General features: G+C 61.8%; 20 protein-coding genes and 1 tRNA gene. 14 read left to right on the forward strand and 7 right to left on the reverse strand.

All coding sequences use genetic code 11. The annotated features are described in order from the left end of the window. The first annotated feature begins 150 nt into the window (after positions 1-150). The gene (locus CI807_RS10805) at positions 151-840 is read left to right on the forward strand and encodes an energy-coupling factor ABC transporter permease (protein WP_016976286.1); all 690 of its coding nucleotides are present in this window, start codon (positions 151-153) and stop codon (positions 838-840) included. Positions 841-906: 66 nt separating this feature from the next. Further along, entirely contained in the window at positions 907-1,122 is a 216-nt protein-coding gene (locus CI807_RS10810) for a hypothetical protein (RefSeq protein WP_003171680.1), read from the forward strand. On the opposite strand, the gene yacG is transcribed toward CI807_RS10810, so the two are convergent. From yacG to CI807_RS10830, 4 genes are read right to left on the reverse strand one after another with little or no spacing between them, the layout of a single operon-like run. Continuing rightward, positions 1,119-1,319 carry a DNA gyrase inhibitor YacG gene (yacG, locus tag CI807_RS10815; RefSeq protein ID WP_003188437.1) on the reverse strand — a complete coding sequence of 67 codons (201 nt, stop codon included), beginning with the start codon at positions 1,317-1,319 and terminating at the stop codon, positions 1,119-1,121. The two genes, CI807_RS10810 and yacG, sit on opposite strands and share 4 nt — an antisense overlap. Further along, positions 1,316-1,939, reverse strand: a complete 624-nt coding sequence (gene coaE / locus CI807_RS10820; RefSeq protein WP_095014664.1) for a dephospho-CoA kinase — start codon at positions 1,937-1,939, stop codon at positions 1,316-1,318. The genes yacG and coaE overlap by 4 nt, the downstream gene beginning before the upstream one ends. Further along, positions 1,936-2,802, reverse strand: coding sequence for an A24 family peptidase (locus tag CI807_RS10825; RefSeq protein WP_095014665.1), 867 nt, complete (start codon positions 2,800-2,802; stop codon positions 1,936-1,938). Before CI807_RS10825 ends, coaE begins: the two co-directional genes overlap by 4 nt. Next, complete coding sequence (locus CI807_RS10830) at positions 2,799-4,007, reverse strand: type II secretion system F family protein (protein ID WP_095014666.1); 1,209 nt, start codon at positions 4,005-4,007, stop codon at positions 2,799-2,801. The genes CI807_RS10825 and CI807_RS10830 overlap by 4 nt, the downstream gene beginning before the upstream one ends. A gap of 202 nt (positions 4,008-4,209) precedes the next feature. Here CI807_RS10830 and CI807_RS10835 point away from each other — a divergent pair, with 202 nt between their 5' ends. The 4 genes from CI807_RS10835 to CI807_RS10850 all read left to right on the forward strand — a co-directional run bounded on the left by CI807_RS10835 (position 4,210) and on the right by CI807_RS10850 (position 6,631). Continuing rightward, positions 4,210-4,623 (forward strand): pilin, encoded by a 414-nt coding sequence (locus CI807_RS10835; protein WP_095017534.1) that lies wholly within the window; start codon positions 4,210-4,212, stop codon positions 4,621-4,623. Between the two features lie 35 nt (positions 4,624-4,658). Then, complete coding sequence (locus tag CI807_RS10840) at positions 4,659-6,059, forward strand: O-antigen ligase (protein ID WP_095014667.1); 1,401 nt, start codon at positions 4,659-4,661, stop codon at positions 6,057-6,059. A gap of 48 nt (positions 6,060-6,107) precedes the next feature. Continuing rightward, a tRNA-Thr gene (locus CI807_RS10845) sits at positions 6,108-6,180 on the forward strand. 145 nt (positions 6,181-6,325) lie between these two features. Next, a complete protein-coding gene (locus tag CI807_RS10850) occupies positions 6,326-6,631 on the forward strand; it encodes a DUF6388 family protein (RefSeq protein WP_095014668.1) in 306 nt (101 codons plus the stop codon). A 119-nt stretch (positions 6,632-6,750) separates the two neighbouring features. Here the strand turns inward: CI807_RS10850 and nadC are convergent, their stop codons facing one another. Then, on the reverse strand, positions 6,751-7,599 hold the full coding sequence (gene nadC, locus CI807_RS10855; RefSeq protein WP_095014669.1) for a carboxylating nicotinate-nucleotide diphosphorylase: 849 nt from the start codon (positions 7,597-7,599) through the stop codon (positions 6,751-6,753). Positions 7,600-7,790: 191 nt separating this feature from the next. Between nadC and CI807_RS10860 the strand changes: the two genes are divergently transcribed. From CI807_RS10860 to CI807_RS10880, 5 genes are all read left to right on the forward strand, one after another. Next, positions 7,791-9,914, forward strand: coding sequence for a DUF1631 domain-containing protein (locus CI807_RS10860; RefSeq protein WP_095014670.1), 2,124 nt, complete (start codon positions 7,791-7,793; stop codon positions 9,912-9,914). 61 nt (positions 9,915-9,975) lie between these two features. Next, on the forward strand, positions 9,976-10,539 hold the full coding sequence (ampD, locus tag CI807_RS10865) for a 1,6-anhydro-N-acetylmuramyl-L-alanine amidase AmpD (RefSeq protein WP_095014671.1): 564 nt from the start codon (positions 9,976-9,978) through the stop codon (positions 10,537-10,539). Next, positions 10,536-11,372 carry a regulatory signaling modulator protein AmpE gene (gene ampE, locus CI807_RS10870; protein WP_095014672.1) on the forward strand — a complete coding sequence of 279 codons (837 nt, stop codon included), beginning with the start codon at positions 10,536-10,538 and terminating at the stop codon, positions 11,370-11,372. Before ampD ends, ampE begins: the two co-directional genes overlap by 4 nt. A 1,439-nt stretch (positions 11,373-12,811) precedes the next feature. Next, entirely contained in the window at positions 12,812-13,516 is a 705-nt protein-coding gene (locus tag CI807_RS32090) for a methyl-accepting chemotaxis protein (RefSeq protein WP_371858002.1), read from the forward strand. 126 nt (positions 13,517-13,642) lie between these two features. Continuing rightward, positions 13,643-14,074, forward strand: a complete 432-nt coding sequence (locus CI807_RS10880; protein WP_095014674.1) for a hypothetical protein — start codon at positions 13,643-13,645, stop codon at positions 14,072-14,074. Here the strand turns inward: CI807_RS10880 and CI807_RS10885 are convergent. Next, positions 14,021-14,797 carry a TatD family hydrolase gene (locus CI807_RS10885; RefSeq protein ID WP_095014675.1) on the reverse strand — a complete coding sequence of 259 codons (777 nt, stop codon included), beginning with the start codon at positions 14,795-14,797 and terminating at the stop codon, positions 14,021-14,023. The two genes, CI807_RS10880 and CI807_RS10885, sit on opposite strands and share 54 nt — an antisense overlap. 2 nt (positions 14,798-14,799) lie before the next feature. Then, positions 14,800-15,795, reverse strand: a complete 996-nt coding sequence (cra, locus tag CI807_RS10890; RefSeq protein ID WP_095014676.1) for a catabolite repressor/activator — start codon at positions 15,793-15,795, stop codon at positions 14,800-14,802. A 293-nt stretch (positions 15,796-16,088) separates the two neighbouring features. Here cra and ptsP point away from each other — a divergent pair, with 293 nt between their 5' ends. The 3 genes from ptsP to CI807_RS10905 are packed head-to-tail and all read left to right on the forward strand — an operon-like array spanning position 16,089 to position 21,586. After that, positions 16,089-18,947 carry a phosphoenolpyruvate--protein phosphotransferase gene (gene ptsP / locus CI807_RS10895; protein WP_095014677.1) on the forward strand — a complete coding sequence of 953 codons (2,859 nt, stop codon included), beginning with the start codon at positions 16,089-16,091 and terminating at the stop codon, positions 18,945-18,947. Continuing rightward, positions 18,948-19,868, forward strand: a complete 921-nt coding sequence (gene pfkB / locus CI807_RS10900) for a 1-phosphofructokinase (RefSeq protein WP_095014678.1) — start codon at positions 18,948-18,950, stop codon at positions 19,866-19,868. 11 nt (positions 19,869-19,879) lie between these two features. After that, on the forward strand, positions 19,880-21,586 hold the full coding sequence (locus CI807_RS10905; protein ID WP_095014679.1) for a PTS fructose-like transporter subunit IIB: 1,707 nt from the start codon (positions 19,880-19,882) through the stop codon (positions 21,584-21,586). Positions 21,587-21,595: the final 9 nt, after the last annotated feature.

Here is a 21,595-nt window from a genome sequence, read left to right on the forward strand (position 1 = left end):
GTTCGCTGAAGGTCGGTGTAGACTGCCTACTCGACCGTCAGCCGAGCATGAGGAGTGTGTTGTGAGGTTTTTTACGGCGCGAACGTTGATTGCAGCGCACAAGTACCGCTCGGCGGCTGAACTGCTTCAGGCCCTGGCGCGGGTGAAACCGTGATCAGCGCAGCCGTGCTGGCGCCGCAAACCCTTGGTTTCGGCTGGTTGTTCTATGTGCCGGTGGTGCTGTGGGCGATCCTGCGCTCGCCCTGGGTCGAGTTGTTTGCCGACCGCCGCCGCCAGCACTTGCTGTTCGGCACGGTGTTCGCGTTGTTCATGCTGTGGCTGGTACGGCGGGACTTTGATACCGGCGTGTCGTACCACTTCATCGGCATGACCGCCGTGACCCTGTTGCTGGATTGGCCTTTGGCAATTGTCGGTGGCTTTGCCGCCCAGTTGGGCCTGATGATGTTAGGGCGCCAAGACCTCGCCGCCCTTGGCGTCAATGGCCTGTTGCTGATCGTGCTGCCAGTGCTGGTCACTGAAGCCTGCGCGCTGCTGGTCGAGCGAGCACAGCCGCGTAATCCCTTTGTGTATATCTTCTGTTCCGGGTTCTTTGCCGCCGCATTATCGGCATTGCTCTGCCTGCTGTTGGGGCTGGGACTGCTGTGGTTCGACGGCCGCTTCGCCATGCCGGAATGGCTGGAGGATTTCGTCGGCTACCTATGGCTGATCATCTTCCCCGAGGCTTTTATCAACGGCATGGTCATCAGCGCCCTGGTGGTGTTTTGCCCGGAATGGCTGGAGACCTTCAACCGCACGCGCTACCTCTCGGCGCCCTGGAAGGATGACGATTCGCCGCGTTGATCCAGATCAAATCTCGCACACGCAGCCAGGCCCATGCTCTGCAAAATTTTTCCAGGAGCACGGATCATGAGTGTGTACGAGTGGGCACGGCAGGAGTTGCGCAGAAGCCAGGATGCGGCACAGGAAATCGGTTTTGACCCAGGCCTGACCCTGCGCGCCATGCTCAGCGCAGTAGTGCAGCAGAGCAAGGGTGTACGCAGTTTTGAAGACCTGGCCGACGAGCTGCAATACCTTGCAGAAAACCTCGACGACCAGCAGGAATACGCCTTTATGCGCCCTTAGTGGCGCGGCGGCAGGTCTTCGGAAAACAGCTCGTCTTCGGCATCCGGGGCCACGGGGATCTTGTGTTCCTCAGCGGCCCAGGCGCCCAGGTCAATGAGTTTGCAGCGGTCCGAGCAGAACGGCCGGTTGAGGTTGGTCGCTTTCCATTCCACGGGTGCGCCGCAGGTTGGGCAGTCGACGGTCAAGGGTTGGCTCATGATCGGCCTCCACGCAAAGTAAGGTAAAAGTGGTGCAGTCGCTCGACCTCGCTGTGCAGCCAGGCAAGGTCCTGGTCATTGACCAGTACGTCATCGGCATGTTTCAGGCGGTCTTCACGGCTGGACTGCGCCTTGAGAATCGCCTGCACCTGCTGTTCGTTGATGCCGTCGCGCTGCAGGGTACGCTGAATCTGCAGCGATTGCGGCACGTCGATCACCAGGATGCGCTGGGTCATGCTGTACTGGCCGGACTCGATCAGCAGTGGCGACACCAGAATCGCGTAAGGTGACGTCGCGCGCGCCAGGTGGCTGCGGATCTCTTCGCCAATCAACGGGTGCAGCAGGGCTTCGAGCCAGCGGCGTTCTTCGGGGACTTCAAAGATCAGCTTGCGCAATGCGGCGCGGTCCAACTGGCCGTCAGGTTGCAGCACGCCGGCACCAAAATGCTCAGCGATGCGCGCCAATGCCGGGCGGCCAGGCTCGACCACCCAGCGGGCAGCGTGGTCGGCGTCCACCAGGTCGATACCCAGGTCGATAAAGTGCTGCGCCGCCGCGCTTTTGCCGCTGCCGATACCGCCGGTAAGGCCGAGAATCCAGGGTGTTGCAACAGAAGTGGTCATTTGAAACCGACAGACTGCAAATAGAAGTCGGTTATTTGACCACCCCAGAGCAATGCAATCCAGCCGGCAATCGCCAGATACGGACCAAACGGCATCGGTGCCGACGCTTGGACCTTGCGCAGGCGCATCAGGATCAAGCCAACGAACACACCGACCAACGACGACATCAACAGCGTCATCGGCAGGATCTGCCAGCCGCCCCAGGCACCGAGCAGTGCGAGTAACTTGAAATCGCCGTGGCCCATACCGTCCTTGCCGGTAACCAGCTTGAACAGCCAGAACACGCTCCACAAACTCATGTACCCGATCACCGCGCCCCACAGGGCGTCAGGCAATGTCGTCAGCAGGCCGAACCCGTTGACGATCAGCCCCAGCCACAGCAGCGGCATCACCAGCACATCCGGTAACAGTTGATGGTCGGCGTCGATCAGGCTCATCGCCAACAAACCCCAGCTCAACACCAGCACTGCCCCAGCTTGCCAACCAAAGCCGAAATGCCATGCCACCCAGGCCGAGATCAGTCCACACGTCAGTTCAGTGAGCGGATAGCGAGGGCTGATTGCCCCTTTGCAATGGGCGCAACGACCGCGCAGAAACAAGTAGCTGAGCAGTGGGATATTTTCCCACGGGCGTATCGGATGGTCGCAGTGCGGGCAGCAGGAATTGGGGTGCATCAGGTTGTAGGTCGGCGCTGCGGGATCAGCGGGTAGACCGAGCACTTCATGGGCCTGGGCGCGCCATTCCCGTTCGAGCATTTTTGGCAGGCGCCATACCAGCACGTTAAGGAAACTGCCGATGATCAGCCCCAGTACACCCGCCATCACGACAAAAGCCCATGGATGCTCAACCAGTAGCAGGCTCAAAACGCGCTCCCCAGCTGGAAGACCGGCAAGTACATGGCGATTACCAGCGCACCGACAATGCTCCCCAGGATCACCATGATCAGCGGCTCCATCAGGCTGGTGAGGTTGTCGACCAGGTTGTCCACGTCAGCCTCGTAATGGTTGGCGACCTTTTCCAGCATGCGGTCCAGGGTGCCTGACTCCTCGCCGATGGCTGTCATCTGGATTGCCATACGCGGAAACAGGCCGCTGGCGAGCATGGATTGATTCAATGCCATGCCGGTGGATACGTCGTGTCGCATATGCTCGATTGCCTGTTTGAACGGCCCTGAACTGACTGCTCCGGCCACTGAATCCAGTGCCTGAACCAATGGAACGCCCGCGGCAAAGGTCGTGGACAGTGTGCGGGCGTAGCGCGCCACGGCCGATTTTGTCAGCAGTTTGCCTGCGAGTGGGGTTTTCAACAAACCGGCGTCCAGCCAGAGCCGAAAGGCAGGGACGGCGCGATAGGCGTGGCGCAAGCCCATGCCTCCCGCGAGAACGCCAAGCGCTACGATCCACCAGGCCTTCTGCATGAATTCTGACAGGGCGATCACCTGCAAGGTAAAACCGGGCAGCGTGCCGTCGACGCCGGCAAACAGGTTCTGGAACTGCGGTACGACGTGGATCAGCAGCACGCCGGTGACAAGGCTGGCCACCAACAATACGGCGATCGGATAGGTCATGGCCTTTTTGATCCTGACCCTTAGCTGCTCACTCTTTTCCCGGTGGATCGCCACGCGCTCCAGCAGGGTTTCCAGTGCGCCGGCCTGTTCGCCGGCGGCCACCAGGTTGCAGAAGAGCTCATCGAAACAGTGCGGCTTTTTGCGCAAGGCGTCTGCCAGGCTGGAGCCTGAGGCAATCGCTTGTTTCAGTCCTTGCACCAGCTCACGCACAGCGCGGTTGTCGAAGCCTTCGCCGATGATGTCGAAGGCTTGCAGCAGGGGAATCCCGGCCTTCAGCAGCGTCGCCAGTTGGCGAGTGAACAGGGTGATATCCGTCGATTTGATCGACGGTTTGAGTCCCAGCAGAATGGGGGCTTTCCTGCGCACGTGTCCTGGGCTGATGCCCTGTTGGCGCAACTGGGCCCTGACCCACGCAAGATTATGCCCCGTGGTTTGCCCGCACACCCTGCGTCCTTTGCGATTGATGCCTTCCCAGGCGTACAGCGTTAAAGCGTCGTCCATGTCACCGTTCCGCACAGAGGCCGTCGAAGATTTATAGCTTAGTCAGGTGACGGATTCGGGCTGGCAGGTGCAGCAGGATAAAATGTCAGAATGTGCGACTTGTACGCGATTGAGCGCCTGCGCATGAGTACACTGGCGCCGCTGCACAACACGGGGCGCAGGACGCGCCTTGTCATGAGTTCTATCCTGGAGAGTGAATGTGATACGTCAAAAAGGTTTTACCCTGATCGAGTTGTTGATCGTCGTGGCAATCATCGGCATTTTGGCCACCATCGGCCTGCCCATGTACACCACCCACCAGGCCAAGGCCAAACTCACCGCCGGCCTGGCTGAAATCACTGCGTTGAAGCCTGGGTATGAAGACACCCTCAACCAGGGCACGGTCCCTACGCTGGCATTGATCGGTGGCACCAGCCCGACGGCCAACTGCAAGATTGACGTGGCTGGGGACGTTGCCACGGGCGCGGGCTCCATCAGTTGCGAAATACTTGATGCGCCGGCACCGGTGCTGGGCAAGACCATCAGCCTGACGCGCAATGCCACCACCGGTTGGAAATGCACCACCACCGCTGACGCAAAATATGTCGCCAGAGGCTGCGGCGCCGACGGCGCTTAACTGCTAAACCCTCCACAGGGACGTTGAGGTGGCCGATGGCGTTATCCGTAGAGCAGCGTGGCAATATTTTCCTGGTGGCAGTGATGTGCCTGCTGGTTGTCGGGATTTGTGCTCCCTTCAGCGGGCATGATCTGCAGCGGGTGATGCAGATCGCCATCGGCGCTTGCGCGGTGCTGTATGGGGTGTCGATCGCTCGCGTTGAACGGCTGGTGGACCGGCCCACAGCCCTGGGCCTGACGCTGATCATTGGATTGGGCCTGGTGTCGTCAATGCGGGCACACCAGCCGCTGTGGGCTCTTTCCGAAGTGGCATCGTTCGTCAGCTGCGGCGCGATTGCGGTGGCCTTCGCCTTGGCGCGTCGCCAGGGCGGTCAGTTTTTGGACCGCGCCTTGATCCTGTTCGTGGTGCTGCTGTGCCTGATCAAATCGATTCAATACACCTACGCGGGGGCCCTGGCGCTCATCGGCGCAGAGCGGGTGCTTGACCCTGACTTGCTGCTGTCCGGCTTTTCCAACAAGCGTTTCTACGGCCAGTTCCAGACATTCACCTTGCCGCTGCTGGCGCTTCCCTTGTTGACCCCGACGCTTTCCCGCTCAGTCAAGGCTGCGGTGTTCGCGCTGCTGTGCGCGTGGTGGCTGATCGCGATTGGGGGCGGCACGCGTGGTACTTGGCTTGGTATAGGCACGGCGGGCGTGGTGCTAGCGGTACTGGGGCCATGGGGCCGGCGCTGGCTAGCTTGGCAATTGGCCGCAATGCTGGGGGGGCTGTTGTTGTATTGGCTGGTGTTCAAGGTGTTGGCGGATTACCAGGGGATCGAAATCGCCAATGCCGCCAGCGATCGCCTCACAACCACGTTGTCGGGACGCGGTCCGATTTGGTGGCAGGCCTGGCATATGCTCGTCGAGCGTCCTTGGCTGGGGTTCGGGCCGATGCATTTCGCGGATATCGCCAACAGTATTGCCGCTCACCCTCATCAGGCGATCCTGCAATGGGCTAGTGAGTGGGGCGTGCCATCGGCGTTGTGCGTCGCCGTGTTGGCCTGGCGCGCAGGCTGGGCCACAGTCGGTGTACTGCGTGAGCGTGCGCTGAGCGCGGAGCCTGCGGACCTGTTGCGACTCTGCCTGTTTGCGGCCTTGGTCGGTGCGTTGGTGCAGTCCATGGTCGACGGCGTGATCGTGATGCCCAACTCCCAGGTCTGGCTGGCGTTGGTAGTGGGCTGGCTGATGGCGTTGCATGTCTGGCGAACCCCGCAAACCGGCCAATTGCCATTGGCCTGGGGCGCTTGGAAGGTCTTGGGGCTGCTGGCCGTTGGTCTGTTGATTGTTATCGCCGTGCGTGACGTGCCTCACATCGCGCGAGCCCAGCAACAGTACCTGGACAGCCATGCCAACATGCTGCAACCACGCTTTTGGGCTCAGGGCGTGATTGCCCGCTGACGGCGGCAAGTTGCCGGACTCCCGATGCGGTGCTAGCTTTAGCCCACCGCCCGTGTAGCTCAGCCGGTAGAGCAGCGCACTCGTAACGCGAAGGTCGCAGGTTCGATTCCTGTCTCGGGCAAAAAGGCAACATCGGCAGCACTGTTTTCAGTTGATCCCAGAATGGTTCTGAAGGCCAGACGAGCTGGCATTTGCGCCCGCTCTTTTGTATCTGCGCAACCTTGATGACCCAGATGCATCCCCATTCCTCGATCTAAGAGAACGACATGACCACGACTGAAATGACCCAGGAAGCTCGGCACGAAGAAGCACTCAAAAAATACCTTGAGGACACGCCGCAGCTTAAAGAAGAGATCAAGGACCTGAGCGCCGATGATCAGCGCGACCAGATCCAGTGGGCATTCGAGGACGAGGCCGAGAGCCAGGGCTACCAGCCTTGGGAGCTGACCCTCAAGTACACCTCGACACCGGAAGAGTTTGAAGCGGCACGACTGGCCTTGCACAAAGAGGCGGCCGAGGTGCTCGGTGTCGAATGGGAAGAGTATTGCGAGATGAATGACTTGGTGGTTTAGAAGCTGTCTGTAGGAGCGAGCTTGCTCGCGAAAAACTCAAGGGCGCCGCGTGCCGTCAGCGTTCACGCGTTATCGTTAACGTTTTTCGCGAGCAAGCTCGCTCCTACAATTAAGGCCCTTCAGATACTAAGGCGCATCGACAAATCCACCGCCTTCACATCCTTGGTCATCGCACCAATCGAGATGTAATCCACCCCGGTCTCAGCGATGGGCAGCAGGGTGCTTTCATTGATCCCGCCACTGGCCTCCAGTTTCGCCTTGCCGCCATTCAGGCGCACGGCTTCACGCATATCGTCCAGGCTCAGCTCATCGAGCATGATGATATCCGCGCCCGCCGCCAGGGCTTCGCGCAGCTCATCCAGGCTTTCCACTTCGATTTCCACTGGCTTGCCGGGCGCGATCTTGTGGGCGGCGGTGATCGCCTGAGCAATGCCGCCACAGGCCGCGATATGGTTTTCCTTGATCAGGAACGCGTCATACAAACCGATACGGTGGTTGTGGCAGCCGCCGCAGGTCACGGCGTACTTCTGCGCCAGGCGCAGCCCCGGCAAGGTTTTGCGGGTGTCCAGCAGCTTGACCTGGGTACTGGCGACAAAATCCGCCAGGGATTGCGCGCGTGTGGCGACTCCGGACAGCAACTGCAGGAAGTTCAGCGCGCAGCGTTCACCGCTGAGCAGCGAGCGTGCCGGGCCTTCAAGGTGGAACAGCACCTGGTTGGGGTTGACGCGCTCACCGTCGGCCACTTGCCAATGCACGGCGACCCGTGGGTCCAGCTGGCGGAACACCGCATCCACCCAGGCCGTACCGGCGATGACCGCGGCGTCACGGGTAATGATGGTCGCCGTGGCCAGCCGTTCGGCCGGGATCAACTGTGCAGTGATGTCGCCGCTGCCGATATCTTCCAGCAGTGCGCGGCGCACGTTGGCTTCGATTTCGGCGGTGAGGTCGGCAAGACGGAGATTCGGCATAACAGGCTCCACAGACAAAGTGCCCCGATTATAGGGGCAGTGCGCGCTCGAACCCAGGCTCACCACTCATTTACCGAGCAAAGGCAGAGTTTGCTGGCGCAACCCCCCTCATTTGCCAGATAATCTCGCGCCTTGCAATTGGCGTCATAGCTTTGACGTTCAGACCAATACCGCCGTTTCAGGAGGCCAGGATGCACAATGACGGAAAGGTGGTGCCCTTCAACAAGGCGCCCGCCACGCCATCGCCGCTCGCCCGACTGCCGGTGGTGTTGCTGCAGGTCCGCGACAAGGCAGCACAACAGTTGCAGCAGGGGCTGCAGGATTTGTTCGATAACGCCGACGACACCTTGTTCGAAATGGCCGACAAGGCGCGCAACAACCTCGACCACCATATTTTCTTCGAGGCCATGCGCGACCTGCGCCTCAAGCGCAAGAATTTCGAGCGTGTGTTCATGGAGCGCCTGTTTGAAGCCTTCGCCAGCCTGGGTCAGGCAGGGCGCGGGGAATTGCAGTTGGTGCCGGTGGTTTCCTACGACGCAGCACCGGGCTCATCCAAGGATGACCTGGAAAAAGCCGTTGCACTTGAGGCCATGCTGGGTCGGGTGCGGCACCGTGATGGCTTGGCCTTGGCGCAACTCACGGCTCGCTTGAGCGCGTTGCTCGGCAATCGCCTGGATGATCGTGAAAACCCACTGGGGCCTGCACTGCTGTGTGAGTTCTTCCTGCGGGCGGGGCGCAGCCTGGGCGTGGAGATTCGCGTCAAACTGATCATGCTCAAGTTGTTTGAAAAGTACGTGCTCAGTGACGCCGACCAACTGTACGGCGAAGCCAATCAATTGCTGGTCGCGACCGGTGTGTTGCCGGAGCTCAAAGCCGTACCGTCGCGGCGGCTTGAGGCGCCTGAGTCCCGCAAACTGCCGCGCGAAGAAACCTTGCCGCCTGTCGACGAAAATGGCCAGGAAGCCTTCGCCGCGCTCCAGCCGTTGCTCGCCGCGGTACGCGGTAGCGTGGCGCCGACCCTTGAAGCCAGCGCCGAACCCTTGCCCATTGCCACCCGTGACCTGCTGCGCTTGCTCTCCCATTTGCAGCAGTACGTGCCGGAGCCTGAGGTCGAGGATGATTTCGACCTGCGCAACCAGCTTGAGCAGTTGCTCACTCGCGTCAGCGTCAAGAGTGGCAAGTCGCGGGTGGTGGAGGAGGCGGACGAAGATGTGATCAACCTGATCGCGCTGCTGTTCGAATTCATCCTCAACGACCGCGCCGTGCCCGATGCCTTCAAGGCCTTGATCGGCCGTCTGCAGATCCCGATGCTGAAGGTGGCGGTGCTGGACAAGAGCCTCTTCAGTCGTGCCAGCCACCCGGCGCGACGCCTGCTCAATGAAGTCGCGGCCGCCGCCGTGGGCGGCAGCCAGCGCGACCACTTGTACCTGCGCATCGAGCAGGTGGTGCAGCGTTTACTCAATGAATTTGTCGAAGACCCGGCGATTTTCTGCCAATTGCTCGCCGAGTTCAGTGCATTCACTGCCGATGAGCGGCGGCGCAGCGATTTGCTTGAACAACACACCCGCGATGCCGAAGCCGGGCGCGTGCGCACCGAAGCGGCCCGTCAGCGCGTGGCCGATGTGCTGAACAAGCGGTTGTTGGGCAAGACCCTGCCGCGCCCGGTTGTGCAGTTCCTGCAACAGGCCTGGAGCCAGGTACTGTTGCTGGCCAGCCTCAAGCATGGCGAGCAGTCGGTGCAATGGCAGGCGGGGCTGCGCACCATGGACGAACTGATCTGGAGCGTCGGCCTGCAACAAGACACCGAAGCCGGGCGCCATTTGCTGGAGCAACTGCCAGGCTTGCTCAAGGCCTTGCGCGACGGATTGACCAGCGCCGCGTTCGACCCCTTCAGCACCCGCGAGTTTTTTGTGCGTTTGCAGGCCTTGCATGTCCAGGCACCTGAAGGTGTCGACGAGTGGATCGAAGTGCACGAACCCTTTGTGCTGACCTCGGCGTCACCTGACCCGGTCCGCGATCTGCCGGACAACGACCCCGACCGGATCAAGGCTCACCAACTCAAGATCGGTGGCTGGGTGGTGTTCGAGGAAGACGCGACCACTACGCTGCGCTGTCGGTTGACGGCAATCATGGCGCCGGCCGACACCTACATCTTCACCAGCCGCACGGGGCTCAAGGTGTTGGAGAAAAGCGCGGGCCAATTGGCATTGGCGTTCAAGCAGGGCACGCTGCACGCCTTGGACGGCGGCCCCTTGTTCGAGCGTGCCTTGACGGCCGTCGTGGGCAAGCTGCGACAACTCAATCGCGGCAAGTGATCGCAACCTGAGGGTCGAACGCGGCATACTGATCACACGTTGTCTCGTTCAAGGAACCTGTATGCAGTTGGACCCCACCAGCGGTTGGTGCAAGGGCATCCGTCATTGCCCTTCGCCCAACTTCAATGAGCGCCCCGCCGGCGAGATCTCACTGTTGGTGGTGCATAACATCAGCCTGCCACCGGCGCAGTTCGCCACCGGCAAAGTGCAGGAATTCTTCCAGAACCGCCTGGATGTCACGGAACATCCCTACTTTGAAGGGATCGCTGACCTACGGGTGTCTGCGCATTTTCTGATTGAACGTGATGGTGCGGTGACGCAGTTTGTGTCCTGTCTTGATCGCGCCTGGCATGCCGGGATCTCGCAATTCGAGGGGCGGGACACGTGCAATGACTTTTCCTTGGGGGTGGAGCTTGAAGGCACGGATGACCAGCCATTCACTGACGCCCAATATGCGTCATTGAGCGACCTGACCCGCCAGTTACTGGCGGCTTACCCCGACATTACGCCCCAGCGTATCTGTGGTCACAGCGATATCGCCCCGGGTCGCAAGACCGATCCCGGCCCGGCTTTTGATTGGACGCGCTTTCGCAGCGCCCTGCAGGATGGAGGACACGCACGATGAGTTTCCTGGTGTTGGTGCTGGCCGTATGGATCGAGAAGTTCTCGGCCCTGCGCCAGCGGTTGCAGCGTGATGGCGGTTGGCTGCGTGAACTGGCCAAGCTGGAATCGAGCCCGCGCATGGGCAAGCAGCCCTGGCTGATCCTGGCATTGCTGGTGTTGCTGCCGGTGGCATTGTTGGCGTTGCTGCTGCTGGTGTTGGAGCCCGTGGCTTACGGGCTGTTGGCACTGCCGGTGCACCTGCTGGTGGTGATCTACAGCCTGGGCCGTGGTGATCTGCTTGCCGGGCTCGGCCCCTTTCGCGATGCCTGGCGACGTGGCGACCTGCAAGCCGCCGAGCATGTGGCCGAGCGTGACCTGAACCTGAGCGCCGACAGTGGCGAACAACTGCTCGAACGCGTCCAGGGCCATCTGTTGTGGCAGGCCTACCAGAGCTTTTTTGCGGTGATTTTCTGGTATTTCCTGTTGGGTCCGGTGGCTGCGCTGGCTTATCGCCTGCTCGCACTGGCCAGTGACCACAGCAAGAACCCTTTGGTGGCTGAGCGGGCCGGGCAACTGCGCCACGCCTTTGACTGGCTGCCGGTGCGTCTGCTGGCGGCCAGCTTTGCCCTGGTGGGCAACTTCGTCGCCGTTGGCCGTGTGATGCTGCATGAACTGCTGAGTTGGGACATCAGCGCTGCCCAGTTGGTGGAGAAAGTCGGCCTGGTCGCCGCCGAAATCCCGCCACCGGCGGTCGGTCCCGACGGCATCAACAGCCTGGACCGACTCTGGGAACTGCTGCTGCGCGCAGCGGTGCTGTGGTATGCCGGGTTTGCCATCTGGACGGTATTGCCCTGACGGCTGATCTCATTAACCTTAAGTTACAAAGCTCCCTTTCAAATTGAGCTATACAGATGCTGGCTAACTGCCGCCCTGCGCCTCAATAAAAATAAAAGAAAGGGAGTTCACCTGTGAAGAGCTTGCTCTATCCCGCCGTCGCGCTGATGAATCGCCTGAGCTTTGGCATGAAGTTCAGCTTGATTAGCGTGTTGTTCCTGCTGCCGATGCTGGCGACCAACTATTACCTGGTGCGTGACTCGTGGCGTGAATTCCAGGGCACCCGCGTCGAACTGCAAAGCCTCGACTTGCTTGGCAGCAGTCTGGCGCTACGCCGCGACCTGGAAACCCTTAACAACCAGGTGCAGATCAACGCCACGCTGGGCCAGTCCGGCAAGGCGGGCGACCTTGAGGGCAAGATCAGCGCCTTGGAACACAGCGTGTTGAGTCGCCTGCAAAGCCTCAACGCCATGACGACCGAGCCCGAGCAAATTGCCGCGTTTGACGCCAAGCGCGACGAGTTGATCACCGCCTTCAAGGCCCAGCAACAGGAAACCTCGTTGCTGAGCAAAAGTGCGTTGATCGGAAAATTGCTCAACAAGGCCCAGATGCTCAGCCAGATCATCGCCAGCCAATCCGGCTTAAGCCGCGACTCCCAAAGCGATCTGCGCCAACTCAGTGAGCTGATCACCAGCGTGACCCCGCAAGTCACCCAGACCCTGGGCGAAGGCCGGGCGATGGGCGCCTATTCTCTGGGTCAGGGCTTTCTCAATTCGTCGTCCAGCACACGCTTTGACGAACTGTTGCAGCAACTGGAAAAACTCCAGGCCGAGTATGGCTTGAAATTGCAGGACGCCCTGGGCTCCAGCAAAGCCGCGCATACGGCCCTCGACAGCCTGGCCAAGGCCAGCAGCGCCAGCCTCAAGCAAGGCAGCGAGTTGTTTGAAGAACAGGTAGTGATGGCCGAAACCCTCGACGCATCCTGGCAGGATTTCTACGACGGTGTCAGCCGGTTGATGGCCCAGACCTACCAGTTGGATGACGCCACGTTGACCTTTCTCGGACAGCAGTTGGAACAACGTCTGGCACAGAACCGCACACACATGGTGGTACTGGTCTCGGCCCTGAGCGCGGTGTTCCTGTTGATTTTCTATTTGTATGCAGGCTTCTACGCCTCCACGCGCACCACGCTGAGGCGCCTGGGCGCGATGATGGATAAGGTGGCGGCCGGGGACATGACCGTCACTTTTGTTGCGCATAGCCGTGATGAGCTGGGTGACCTGGGCCAGGTGTTCAACGGCACCGTGGCGAAGATCCATGACTTGATCGAGCGCGTCGGGCATACCGTCAGTCAAGTCGAGCTGCAGGCCGGACAGGTGGAGACGGTGTCGGCCCAGAGTAATCAGGCCGTATCCGGGCAGCGTACCCAGATCGAACAGGTGGCGACCGCGATGAACCGGATGTCGTCTACTGCGCAGGAAGTTGCGCGCAGCGCGGCGGCGGCAGTGAGCAGTGCCCATAGCGTCAACGATGAAACCGTCAGCGGCCGTGGCCTGGTGCAGTCGCAGCAGGGCAGCATTGCGCGGCTCGCCACGGAGATCGATCAGTCGGTGCGGGTGATCAACCAACTGGCCACCGACAGCCAGTCCATCAGCAGCGTGTTGGAAGTGATCAAGAGCATTGCCGAACAAACCAACCTTCTAGCACTCAACGCGGCTATCGAAGCCGCGCGTGCTGGCGAGCAAGGGCGAGGGTTTGCGGTGGTGGCCGATGAGGTGCGCACCCTGGCACGACGCACCCAGCATTCCACCGAAGAAATCGAACAGATGATCAGCCGCTTGCACAGTGGTGTGGCGGCTGCCGTGAAGGCCATGGGCAGCAGCCATGAAATGGCCAGTGGCACCGTGGGGCAGTCGGAAAAGGTCCAGCAGGCCCTGGAAAACATCCTCGGTGCCGTCGGCATGATCGTCGATCAGAACCAGCAGATCGCCGCCGCTGTGGAGCAACAAACCGCCGTCGCCCACGATATCGACCAGAACATTGTTGAAATCAATCGGGCTGGCGAGCATGCGGCTGAGGGCACGCATCAGACCGAAGCGGCGAGTCGACAGCTGTCGCTGCAGGTGATTGAGCTGAAACAATTGATCGGCGCGTTTCGGGTGTGAGAGCCAGGCGTAGGATTTATCGCCTTGTGGTGTGGCGCTTGTCCTGATTTTGCTGCGTCTCTTTTCTGGAGTCGTGAATCGGTGAAAATTGTTTCACTCGATTTCAAGTCCAGGGGAGGCACAGCGATGACCGCTGCGATCGGCATCAAAGGGCACTGCGCCCATTGTGATATCACCTTTAACCTCAAGCCTTGGCAACTGAATGCCATCGCCATCGAAGAGCCGTTCGATTGCCCTTACTGCCAGTGGATCTTGCAGTTGAACTGCCCTCGGCAGTTGCGCCAGTTCAGGTCCTTGGACCAGTGGGCGTTGGTGCGCCCGAGCATGGCGGTGTTGACCTGCACGGTGCTGATCGTGGCGCTGGTGGTGGAGTGGGTGGGGCTGATCAGTGTGATCGGCCAATTCAACATCTCGTTGGTGGTGCTGCTGGTGCATTTCCTGGTGTTGCGATACGCCCGTTACCGCCAGCGCATCACCTTGAATCTGCAATTGGTCACACCCGCGCTACCAGTTGAACAACTCGCGCGCATTGCGTGTGCTCGCCTCAGCCAGCAATAAAGCGTTGGTACCCATGCGCTCGGCGAGCGCGGTGCAGATAGACGGCAGGTGTTCGGGGCTGTTGCGTTGGCCGGGATACATGGCGGGCGCCATATCCGGTGAGTCGGTTTCCAATACCACCGCATCTAACGGCAGGTGGGCCAGCACCTTGTGCATGCGCAGGGCCTGAGGCCAGGTGGCGGCGCCGCCCAAGCCCAGTTTGAAGCCGAGCTTGATGTATTCGCGGGCTTCTTCGCGGCTGCCGGCAAATGCATGGATGATGCCGCCACGGGGCAGGCGAATGCGCTTGAGGGTGGCGATCACGGCCGCGTGGCTGCGACGCACGTGCAGCAGTGCTGGTAGTTGGAAGTCCACCGCCAGTTTCAGTTGCGCTTCAAACAGGCTTTGCTGGCGTTCGCGGTCCAGTTGTTCGAGGAAGTAATCCAGGCCGATTTCGCCGACAGCGCACAGTTGTCGGTGGCCGTGCAGGCGAGCCAGCCAGTCGCCCAGTTCCGTCAGGTCGGCGGGGCGGTGGTCATCGAGGTACACCGGATGCAGGCCAAAGGCAGCGAACAAGCCTTCATCCGCTTGCACCAGGTCCCACAAACGCTGCCAATTCTGCTGATACACGCCCAACACCACCATGCGTTGCACGCCCAAGGCTCGGCTGTGGGCGAGGACTGCCCGGCGATCACTGTCGAAGTCCGGAAAGTCCAAGTGGGTGTGGGTGTCGATCAACTCCACGCTCAGGCCTCGCGAATACGCTGCTTGAACGTCCGGCCGATGGCATGCACGCCGGGTTGGTATTGTTCTTCTTCAACCGCGGCCAGGGCCAGGCGCAAGGCGGTCTCGGCAATCAGTTGATGTTGCTGGGCCATGGCGTTGACCGGCAGCGGCAGGAAATCCAGCAACTGGGTATCACCAAAGGTGCCCAGGCGCAGCGGCCGTGATTTGAGCGGGAAGTCATGCAGGGCGTCGAACACGCCTTGCAGCAGCACGTAGGACGTGGTCACCAGCGCGTCAGGCAAATGCCCCAATTGCTGTAGAAGTTGCTCCATCAACTGTCGGCCGCAATCGCGGCTGAAGGCTTCACCGTGTTCGACGATCACCTCGCCGGTGAAACCTTCGAGTGCCTCGCGGAAGCCGGCGGCACGTTCCTGGCTGATGCTCAGCTCGGGCCGTGCGCCGATCAGCACGATCTGCTTGGGCAGCGGCTGCAACAGGCTGCTGGTCAATTGCTGGCACGCCTGGCGGTCGTCGCTGACCACCGAGCAGAATTGATCCGCGCCCATCACCCGGTCGATGGCAATCACCGGCAAACCCTTGGCCTGCAGTTCGCGGTAACTGTCATCGCTGGCCGGCAAGCAACTGGCGACAAACAGCGCATCACAGCGCCGGGCACGGAACAGTTGCAACAGTTGGCGTTCGCTGTCGGCGTCATCGTCGGAGCTGGCGATCAGCAGTTGATAGCCGCGCGCCCGCGCGCCTTGTTCCAGCAGCTTGGCGATGCGCGCATAACTGGGGTTTTCCAGGTCGGGCAGGATAAAGCCCAAGGTGCGCGTGTGCCGACTGCGCAGCCCGGCGGCCTGCGGGTTGGGGGTAAAGCCATGGGCTTCGACCACGGCACGCACCCGTTCGACGGTGGCACTGCTGATGCGTTGCTGTTCAGCCTTGCCATTGATGACGTAGCTGGCGGTGGTCACGGACACACCGGCGAGACGGGCGATATCACTGAGTTTCAAACCGGGATTTCCTTGTTTTCTGGAGCTTGCCCCGACATTTTCTCCAATCGTAACCGATTCCTGTACACGACCAATGTCCTGGCTCAAGCGCCGAGTGGTTCTTCAAGGATGCGCAATTAACGCGTAGTCTTCCATAAGATCTAGATTAAACGTTTCAGCCAGCGTATTTTTACGACGTTCGCGACGGAGTGGCTACTGCCAATTGACTGCTCAGTCAGTAATTCCTGAACACCCTTTACACTGTTTGTTTAAAACAATACCTAGTGCGCCACCGCACTAACTAGGAGAACGGCATGCTTGAGCTCACTGTAGAGCAGATTTCCATGGGCCAGGTGGCCGTGGATAAATCTGCTGCCTTGCACCTGCTCGCTGAAAAACTGGTGGCCGACGGCCTGGTCGCCGAGGGTTACCTCAGCGGTTTGCAAGCCCGTGAAGCCCAAGGCTCGACCTTCCTTGGCCAAGGTATCGCTATCCCTCACGGCACCCCCGAAACCCGTGACCAGGTGTTCTCCACTGGTGTGCGCCTGCTGCAGTTCCCCGAAGGCGTGGACTGGGGCGACGGCCAGATCGTGTACCTGGCCATCGGCATCGCTGCCAAATCCGACGAACATCTGCGTCTGTTGCAACTGCTCACCCGCGCCCTCGGCGAAACCGACCTGGGCCAGGCCCTGCGCCGTGCCGGCAGCGCTGAAGCGCTGTTGAAACTGCTGCAAGGTGCGCCGCAGGAACTGGCGCTGGACGCGCAGATGATCAGCCTGGGGGTGTCTGCCGACGATTTCGAAGAGCTGGTATGGCGCGGCGCACGCCTGTTGCGTCAGGCCGATTGTGTGAGCAATGGTTTCGCCGCGGTGTTGCAGCAGGTGGATGCGCTGCCCCTCGGCGATGGCCTGTGGTGGTTGCACAGCGAGCAGACCGTCAAGCGCCCAGGGCTGGCGTTTGTCACCCCGGACAAACCCATGCGTTACCTCGGCCAGCCGCTCAACGGCCTGTTCTGCCTGGCCAGCCTGGGCGAAGCCCATCAGACGTTGCTCGAGCGCCTATGTGCCTTGCTGATCGAAGGCCGCGGCCAGGAACTCGGCCGCGCCACCAGCAGCCGCGCCGTGCTTGAAGTGCTCGGCGGTGAATTGCCTCCAGATTGGCCCACTGCGCGCATCACCCTGGCCAACGCCCACGGCCTGCATGCGCGCCCAGCGAAGATCCTTGCGCAGTTGGCGAAAAGTTTCGAAGGCGACCTCCGCGTGCGCGTCGTCGATGGTCCAATTGGCGCCGTGTCGGTGAAAAGCCTGAGCAAACTGCTGAGCCTCGGTGCGCGTCGCGGCCAGGTGCTGGAGTTTGTCGCCGAACCGAGCATTGCCGGCGACGCACTGCCCGCACTGTTGGCGGCGGTGGAAGAAGGCCTGGGTGAAGAGGTCGAGCCGCTGCCGACCGCGAGCGTCCAGCCTGAAGTCGTCGATATCGAGCCGGTGCTCAGCGCGCCCCTGGCCGGCAGCCAGATCCAGGCCATCGCCGCCGCGCCGGGCATTGCCATCGGCCCTGCGCATATCCAGGTTCAGCAGGTCTTCGATTACCCCTTGCGCGGCGAATCTTCCGCCATCGAGCGCCAGCGCCTGCACAGCGCCTTGGGTGATGTGCGTCGTGATATCCAAGGCCTGATCGAACGCAGCCCGTCCAAGGCGATCCGCGAGATTTTCATCACCCACCAGGAAATGCTCGACGACCCGGAACTCACCGACGAAGTCGACACCCGCCTCAAGCAAGGCGAAAGCGCTGAAGCGGCGTGGATGAGTGTGATCGAGGCGGCCGCCAAGCAGCAGGAGTCGTTGCAGGATGCTTTGCTCGCCGAACGTGCCGCCGACCTGCGTGACATTGGTCGCCGCGTGCTTGCGCAACTCTGTGGCGTCGAAACCGCCCAGGAGCCGAGCGAGCCTTACATTCTGGTGATGGACGAAGTCGGTCCGTCCGATGTGGCCCGGCTGGACCCGGCGCGCGTCGCCGGCATCCTCACCGCCCGTGGCGGCGCGACGGCCCACAGCGCCATTGTTGCCCGTGCGCTGGGTATTCCGGCGTTGGTGGGTGCCGGCGCGTCGGTGTTGCTGCTGGCCGCCGGTACGCCGTTGTTGCTGGATGGTCAGCGCGGCCGCCTGCATGTGGACGCCGACGCCGCTACCCTGCAGCGCGCAACGGTCGAGCGCGATACCCGCGAACAACGCCTGCAGGCCGCCTCGGCGCAGCGCCATGAACCGGCCCTGACCCGTGAGGGGCACGCCGTGGAAGTGTTCGCCAACATCGGCGAAAGCGCCGGGGTTGCCAGCGCGGTGGAGCAGGGCGCCGAAGGCATTGGCTTGCTGCGCACCGAACTGATTTTCATGGCCCACCCGCAAGCGCCGGACGAGGCCACCCAGGAAGCCGAATACCGCCGCGTCCTCGATGGCCTCGCCGGTCGTCCGCTGGTGGTGCGCACCCTCGATGTGGGGGGTGACAAACCGCTGCCGTACTGGCCGATCGCCCAAGAGGAAAACCCATTCCTTGGTGTGCGCGGCATTCGTCTGACCTTGCAGCGCCCGCAGATCATGGAAGCGCAACTGCGGGCGCTGCTGCGCTCGGCGGACAATCGCCCGCTGCGCATCATGTTCCCCATGGTCGGCAGTGTTGACGAATGGCGTGCCGCCCGCGACATGACCGAGCGCCTGCGCCTGGAAATCCCGGTGGCGGACCTGCAACTGGGGATCATGATCGAAGTGCCGTCGGCGGCATTGCTCGCGCCGGTCCTGGCCAAGGAAGTGGACTTCTTCAGCGTCGGCACTAACGACCTGACCCAGTACACCCTGGCCATCGACCGTGGCCACCCGACCCTGTCCGCCCAGGCCGATGGCCTGCACCCGGCGGTGTTGCAACTGATCGACATCACCGTGCGCGCCGCCCATGCCCATGGCAAATGGGTCGGCGTGTGCGGCGAGCTGGCGGCGGACCCGTTGGCGGTGCCAGTGCTGATCGGCCTGGGTGTCGATGAGCTGAGCGTGTCGGCCCGCAGCATTCCCGAAGTGAAGGCGCGCGTGCGCGAATTCAGTCTTAGCGAGGCCCAGGGCCTGGCGCAACAAGCACTGGCGGTGGGCTCGCCCGCCGAAGTGCGAGCCCTAGTGGAGGCCGTGTAGATGGCAAGGATTCTGACCCTGACGCTGAACCCGGCGTTGGACCTGACGGTACGCCTGGCGCGCCTGGAGCCGGGTGAAGTCAACCGCAGCGAAACCCTGCTGACCCATGCCGCCGGCAAGGGCGTGAACGTGGCGCAGGTGCTGGCCGACCTGGGCCATCAGGTGAGCGTGGGCGGGTTTCTCGGTGAAGAAAACCCCCAAGCGTTCGACGCGTTGATCGCCCGCCGTGGATTTGGCAATGCATTCATTCGCGTACCGGGTGAAACACGCAGCAATATCAAGATTGCCGAGCAGGATGGCCGGGTCACTGACATCAATGCGCCTGGGCCGCTGGTGAGTGAAGCGGCGCAAGAAGAACTGCTCAAGATGATCGCGATGATCGGTCCGGAATTCGATGCGGTGGTAGTGGCTGGCAGCCTGCCGCGCGGCGTCAGCCCGCAGTGGTTTCAGAAAATGCTCGAACAACTGAAAAACCTTGGCTTGAAAGTCGCCCTGGACACCAGCGGCGACGCATTGCGCGCCGGGTTGAAAGCTGGCCCGTGGCTGGTCAAACCCAATACGGAAGAACTGGCCGACGCCCTGGGTAATGCCCCGGATGCCATCAGCCAACTGCATCAACAAGGTGTGGAACACGTGGTGGTTTCCGACGGCGCTGCGGGCGTGAGCTGGTACAGCCCGGGCACATTGCTGCACGCCACGCCGCCCAAGGTCGCGGTCGCCAGCACTGTTGGCGCTGGTGACTCGCTGTTGGCCGGGATGCTCCACGGTCTGCTCAGTGGCGATACGCCCGAGCAAACCCTGCGCCGAGCCACGGCAATTGCCGCGATGGCGGTGACGCAGATCGGTTTCGGCATCAGCGACCACGCGCAGCTGGCGCACCTCGAAAGCGGCGTGCACGTGCGCGCGCTGACAGAACAATAAGAGGGTTTGTGATGAAGTTAGCCATTGTTACCGCCTGCCCGAACGGCATGGTCACCAGTGTGCTGTGCGCCCGCTTGTTGGACGCCGCCGCGCAGCGCCAAGGCTGGAGCACCAGCGTTGAAGTGGTGGATGTGCAGCGCCCGGAACGCCAGTTGTCCCAGGCCACGATCGACGACGCCGAATGGGTGTTGTTGGTCAGCAGCACCGCGGTGGATATGCAGCGGTTTGTCGGCAAGCGCGTGTTCCAGAGCACGCCGGCCCAGGCGCTGGCGGATGTCGACGCCGTGTTGCGTCGCGGCGCAGAAGAGGCGCAGGTGTATGTCGCTTCGCCGCAGGCGGCCAAGAATGCACCCCGTATCGTCGCCATTACGGCCTGCCCGACTGGGGTTGCCCATACCTTCATGGCCGCCGAAGCCTTGCAGCAGACCGCCAAGCGGCTGGGCTACGACTTGCAGGTCGAGACCCAAGGCTCGGTCGGTGCACGGACGCCCTTGAGCCCGCAGGCCATTGCCGACGCCGATGTGGTGTTGTTGGCGGCGGATATCGAAGTCGCCACCGAGCGCTTTGCCGGCAAGAAGATCTACCGCTGCGGCACTGGCATTGCCCTCAAGCAGTCCGAAGCCACCCTTAATAAGGCGCTGGCTGAAGGTGCGGTGGAAAGCGCCGCCAGCGGTGCGGTGGCCAAGAAAGAAAAGACCGGCGTGTACAAACACCTGTTGACCGGTGTGTCGTTCATGTTGCCGATGGTGGTGGCGGGCGGGCTATTGATCGCCTTGTCATTCGTGTTCGGCATCCATGCCTTTGAACAGGAAGGCACCTTGGCGGCTGCACTGAAAACCGTGGGTGACCGCGCCTTCATGTTGATGGTGCCGTTGCTGGCGGGCTACATCGCCTACTCGATTGCCGACCGGCCCGGCATCGCGCCCGGCATGATTGGCGGCTTATTGGCCGGGACGCTGGGCGCGGGCTTTATCGGCGGCATCTTCGCCGGTTTCCTGGCCGGCTATTGTGTCAAGCTGATCACGCGTGCGGTGAAGTTGCCGCAGAGCCTGGAGGCGCTCAAGCCGATCCTGATCATCCCATTGCTGGCGAGCCTGTTTACCGGCCTGGCGATGATCTACCTGGTGGGGCCGCCGGTCGCGCGCCTGCTTACGGGGCTGACCGACTTCCTCAGCACCATGGGCACCACCAACGCGGTGCTGTTGGGGATTCTGTTGGGCGGCATGATGTGTGTCGACCTGGGTGGGCCGATCAACAAGGCGGCGTATGCGTTTTCCGTCGGCTTGCTGGCGGCCTCCAGTGGCGCGCCGATGGCTGCCACCATGGCCGCCGGCATGGTGCCACCGATTGGCATGGGCATCGCCACGTTCCTGGCTCGTCGCAAATTCGCCCAGACTGAGCGCGAGGCCGGCAAAGCGGCGATGATCCTCGGCATGTGCTTTATCTCGGAAGGCGCGATTCCGTTTGCCGCCAAGGACCCGTTGCGCGTCATCCCGGCCAGCATTGCCGGTGGTGCGTTGACCGGCGCGCTGTCGATGTACTTCGGCTGCAAACTGGCGGCGCCCCACGGCGGCCTGTTTGTGCTGGTCATTCCGAATGCGATGAACCATGCATTGCTGTATTTGCTGGCGATTGTTGCCGGCAGCCTGTTGACGGGGTTGGTCTACGCGCTGATCAAGCGCCCGGAAGCCGTCGAACTGGCGGTCGCGCCGACCTGATCGCTTGTA

Source organism: Pseudomonas sp. NS1(2017) (assembly GCF_002269425.1).
Classification (GTDB): domain Bacteria; phylum Pseudomonadota; class Gammaproteobacteria; order Pseudomonadales; family Pseudomonadaceae; genus Aquipseudomonas; species Aquipseudomonas reactans.

Bases quoted from the DNA above. Each gene is read 5' to 3' on its own strand.
- nadC (WP_095014669.1), bottom strand. From the start codon at position 7,599: ATGCCGAATCTCCGTCTTGCCGACCTCACCGCCGAAATCGAAGCCAAC.
- pfkB (WP_095014678.1), top strand. From the start codon at position 18,948: ATGGCAAGGATTCTGACCCTGACGCTGAACCCGGCGTTGGACCTGACG.
- CI807_RS10850 (WP_095014668.1), top strand. From the start codon at position 6,326: ATGACCACGACTGAAATGACCCAGGAAGCTCGGCACGAAGAAGCACTC.
- CI807_RS32090 (WP_371858002.1), top strand. From the start codon at position 12,812: ATGTCGTCTACTGCGCAGGAAGTTGCGCGCAGCGCGGCGGCGGCAGTG.
- CI807_RS10905 (WP_095014679.1), top strand. From the start codon at position 19,880: ATGAAGTTAGCCATTGTTACCGCCTGCCCGAACGGCATGGTCACCAGT.
- CI807_RS10830 (WP_095014666.1), bottom strand. From the start codon at position 4,007: ATGGACGACGCTTTAACGCTGTACGCCTGGGAAGGCATCAATCGCAAA.
- CI807_RS10860 (WP_095014670.1), top strand. From the start codon at position 7,791: ATGCACAATGACGGAAAGGTGGTGCCCTTCAACAAGGCGCCCGCCACG.
- yacG (WP_003188437.1), bottom strand. From the start codon at position 1,319: ATGAGCCAACCCTTGACCGTCGACTGCCCAACCTGCGGCGCACCCGTG.
- coaE (WP_095014664.1), bottom strand. From the start codon at position 1,939: ATGACCACTTCTGTTGCAACACCCTGGATTCTCGGCCTTACCGGCGGT.
- CI807_RS10840 (WP_095014667.1), top strand. From the start codon at position 4,659: ATGGCGTTATCCGTAGAGCAGCGTGGCAATATTTTCCTGGTGGCAGTG.
- CI807_RS10880 (WP_095014674.1), top strand. From the start codon at position 13,643: ATGACCGCTGCGATCGGCATCAAAGGGCACTGCGCCCATTGTGATATC.
- CI807_RS10810 (WP_003171680.1), top strand. From the start codon at position 907: ATGAGTGTGTACGAGTGGGCACGGCAGGAGTTGCGCAGAAGCCAGGAT.
- ptsP (WP_095014677.1), top strand. From the start codon at position 16,089: ATGCTTGAGCTCACTGTAGAGCAGATTTCCATGGGCCAGGTGGCCGTG.
- ampD (WP_095014671.1), top strand. From the start codon at position 9,976: ATGCAGTTGGACCCCACCAGCGGTTGGTGCAAGGGCATCCGTCATTGC.
- ampE (WP_095014672.1), top strand. From the start codon at position 10,536: ATGAGTTTCCTGGTGTTGGTGCTGGCCGTATGGATCGAGAAGTTCTCG.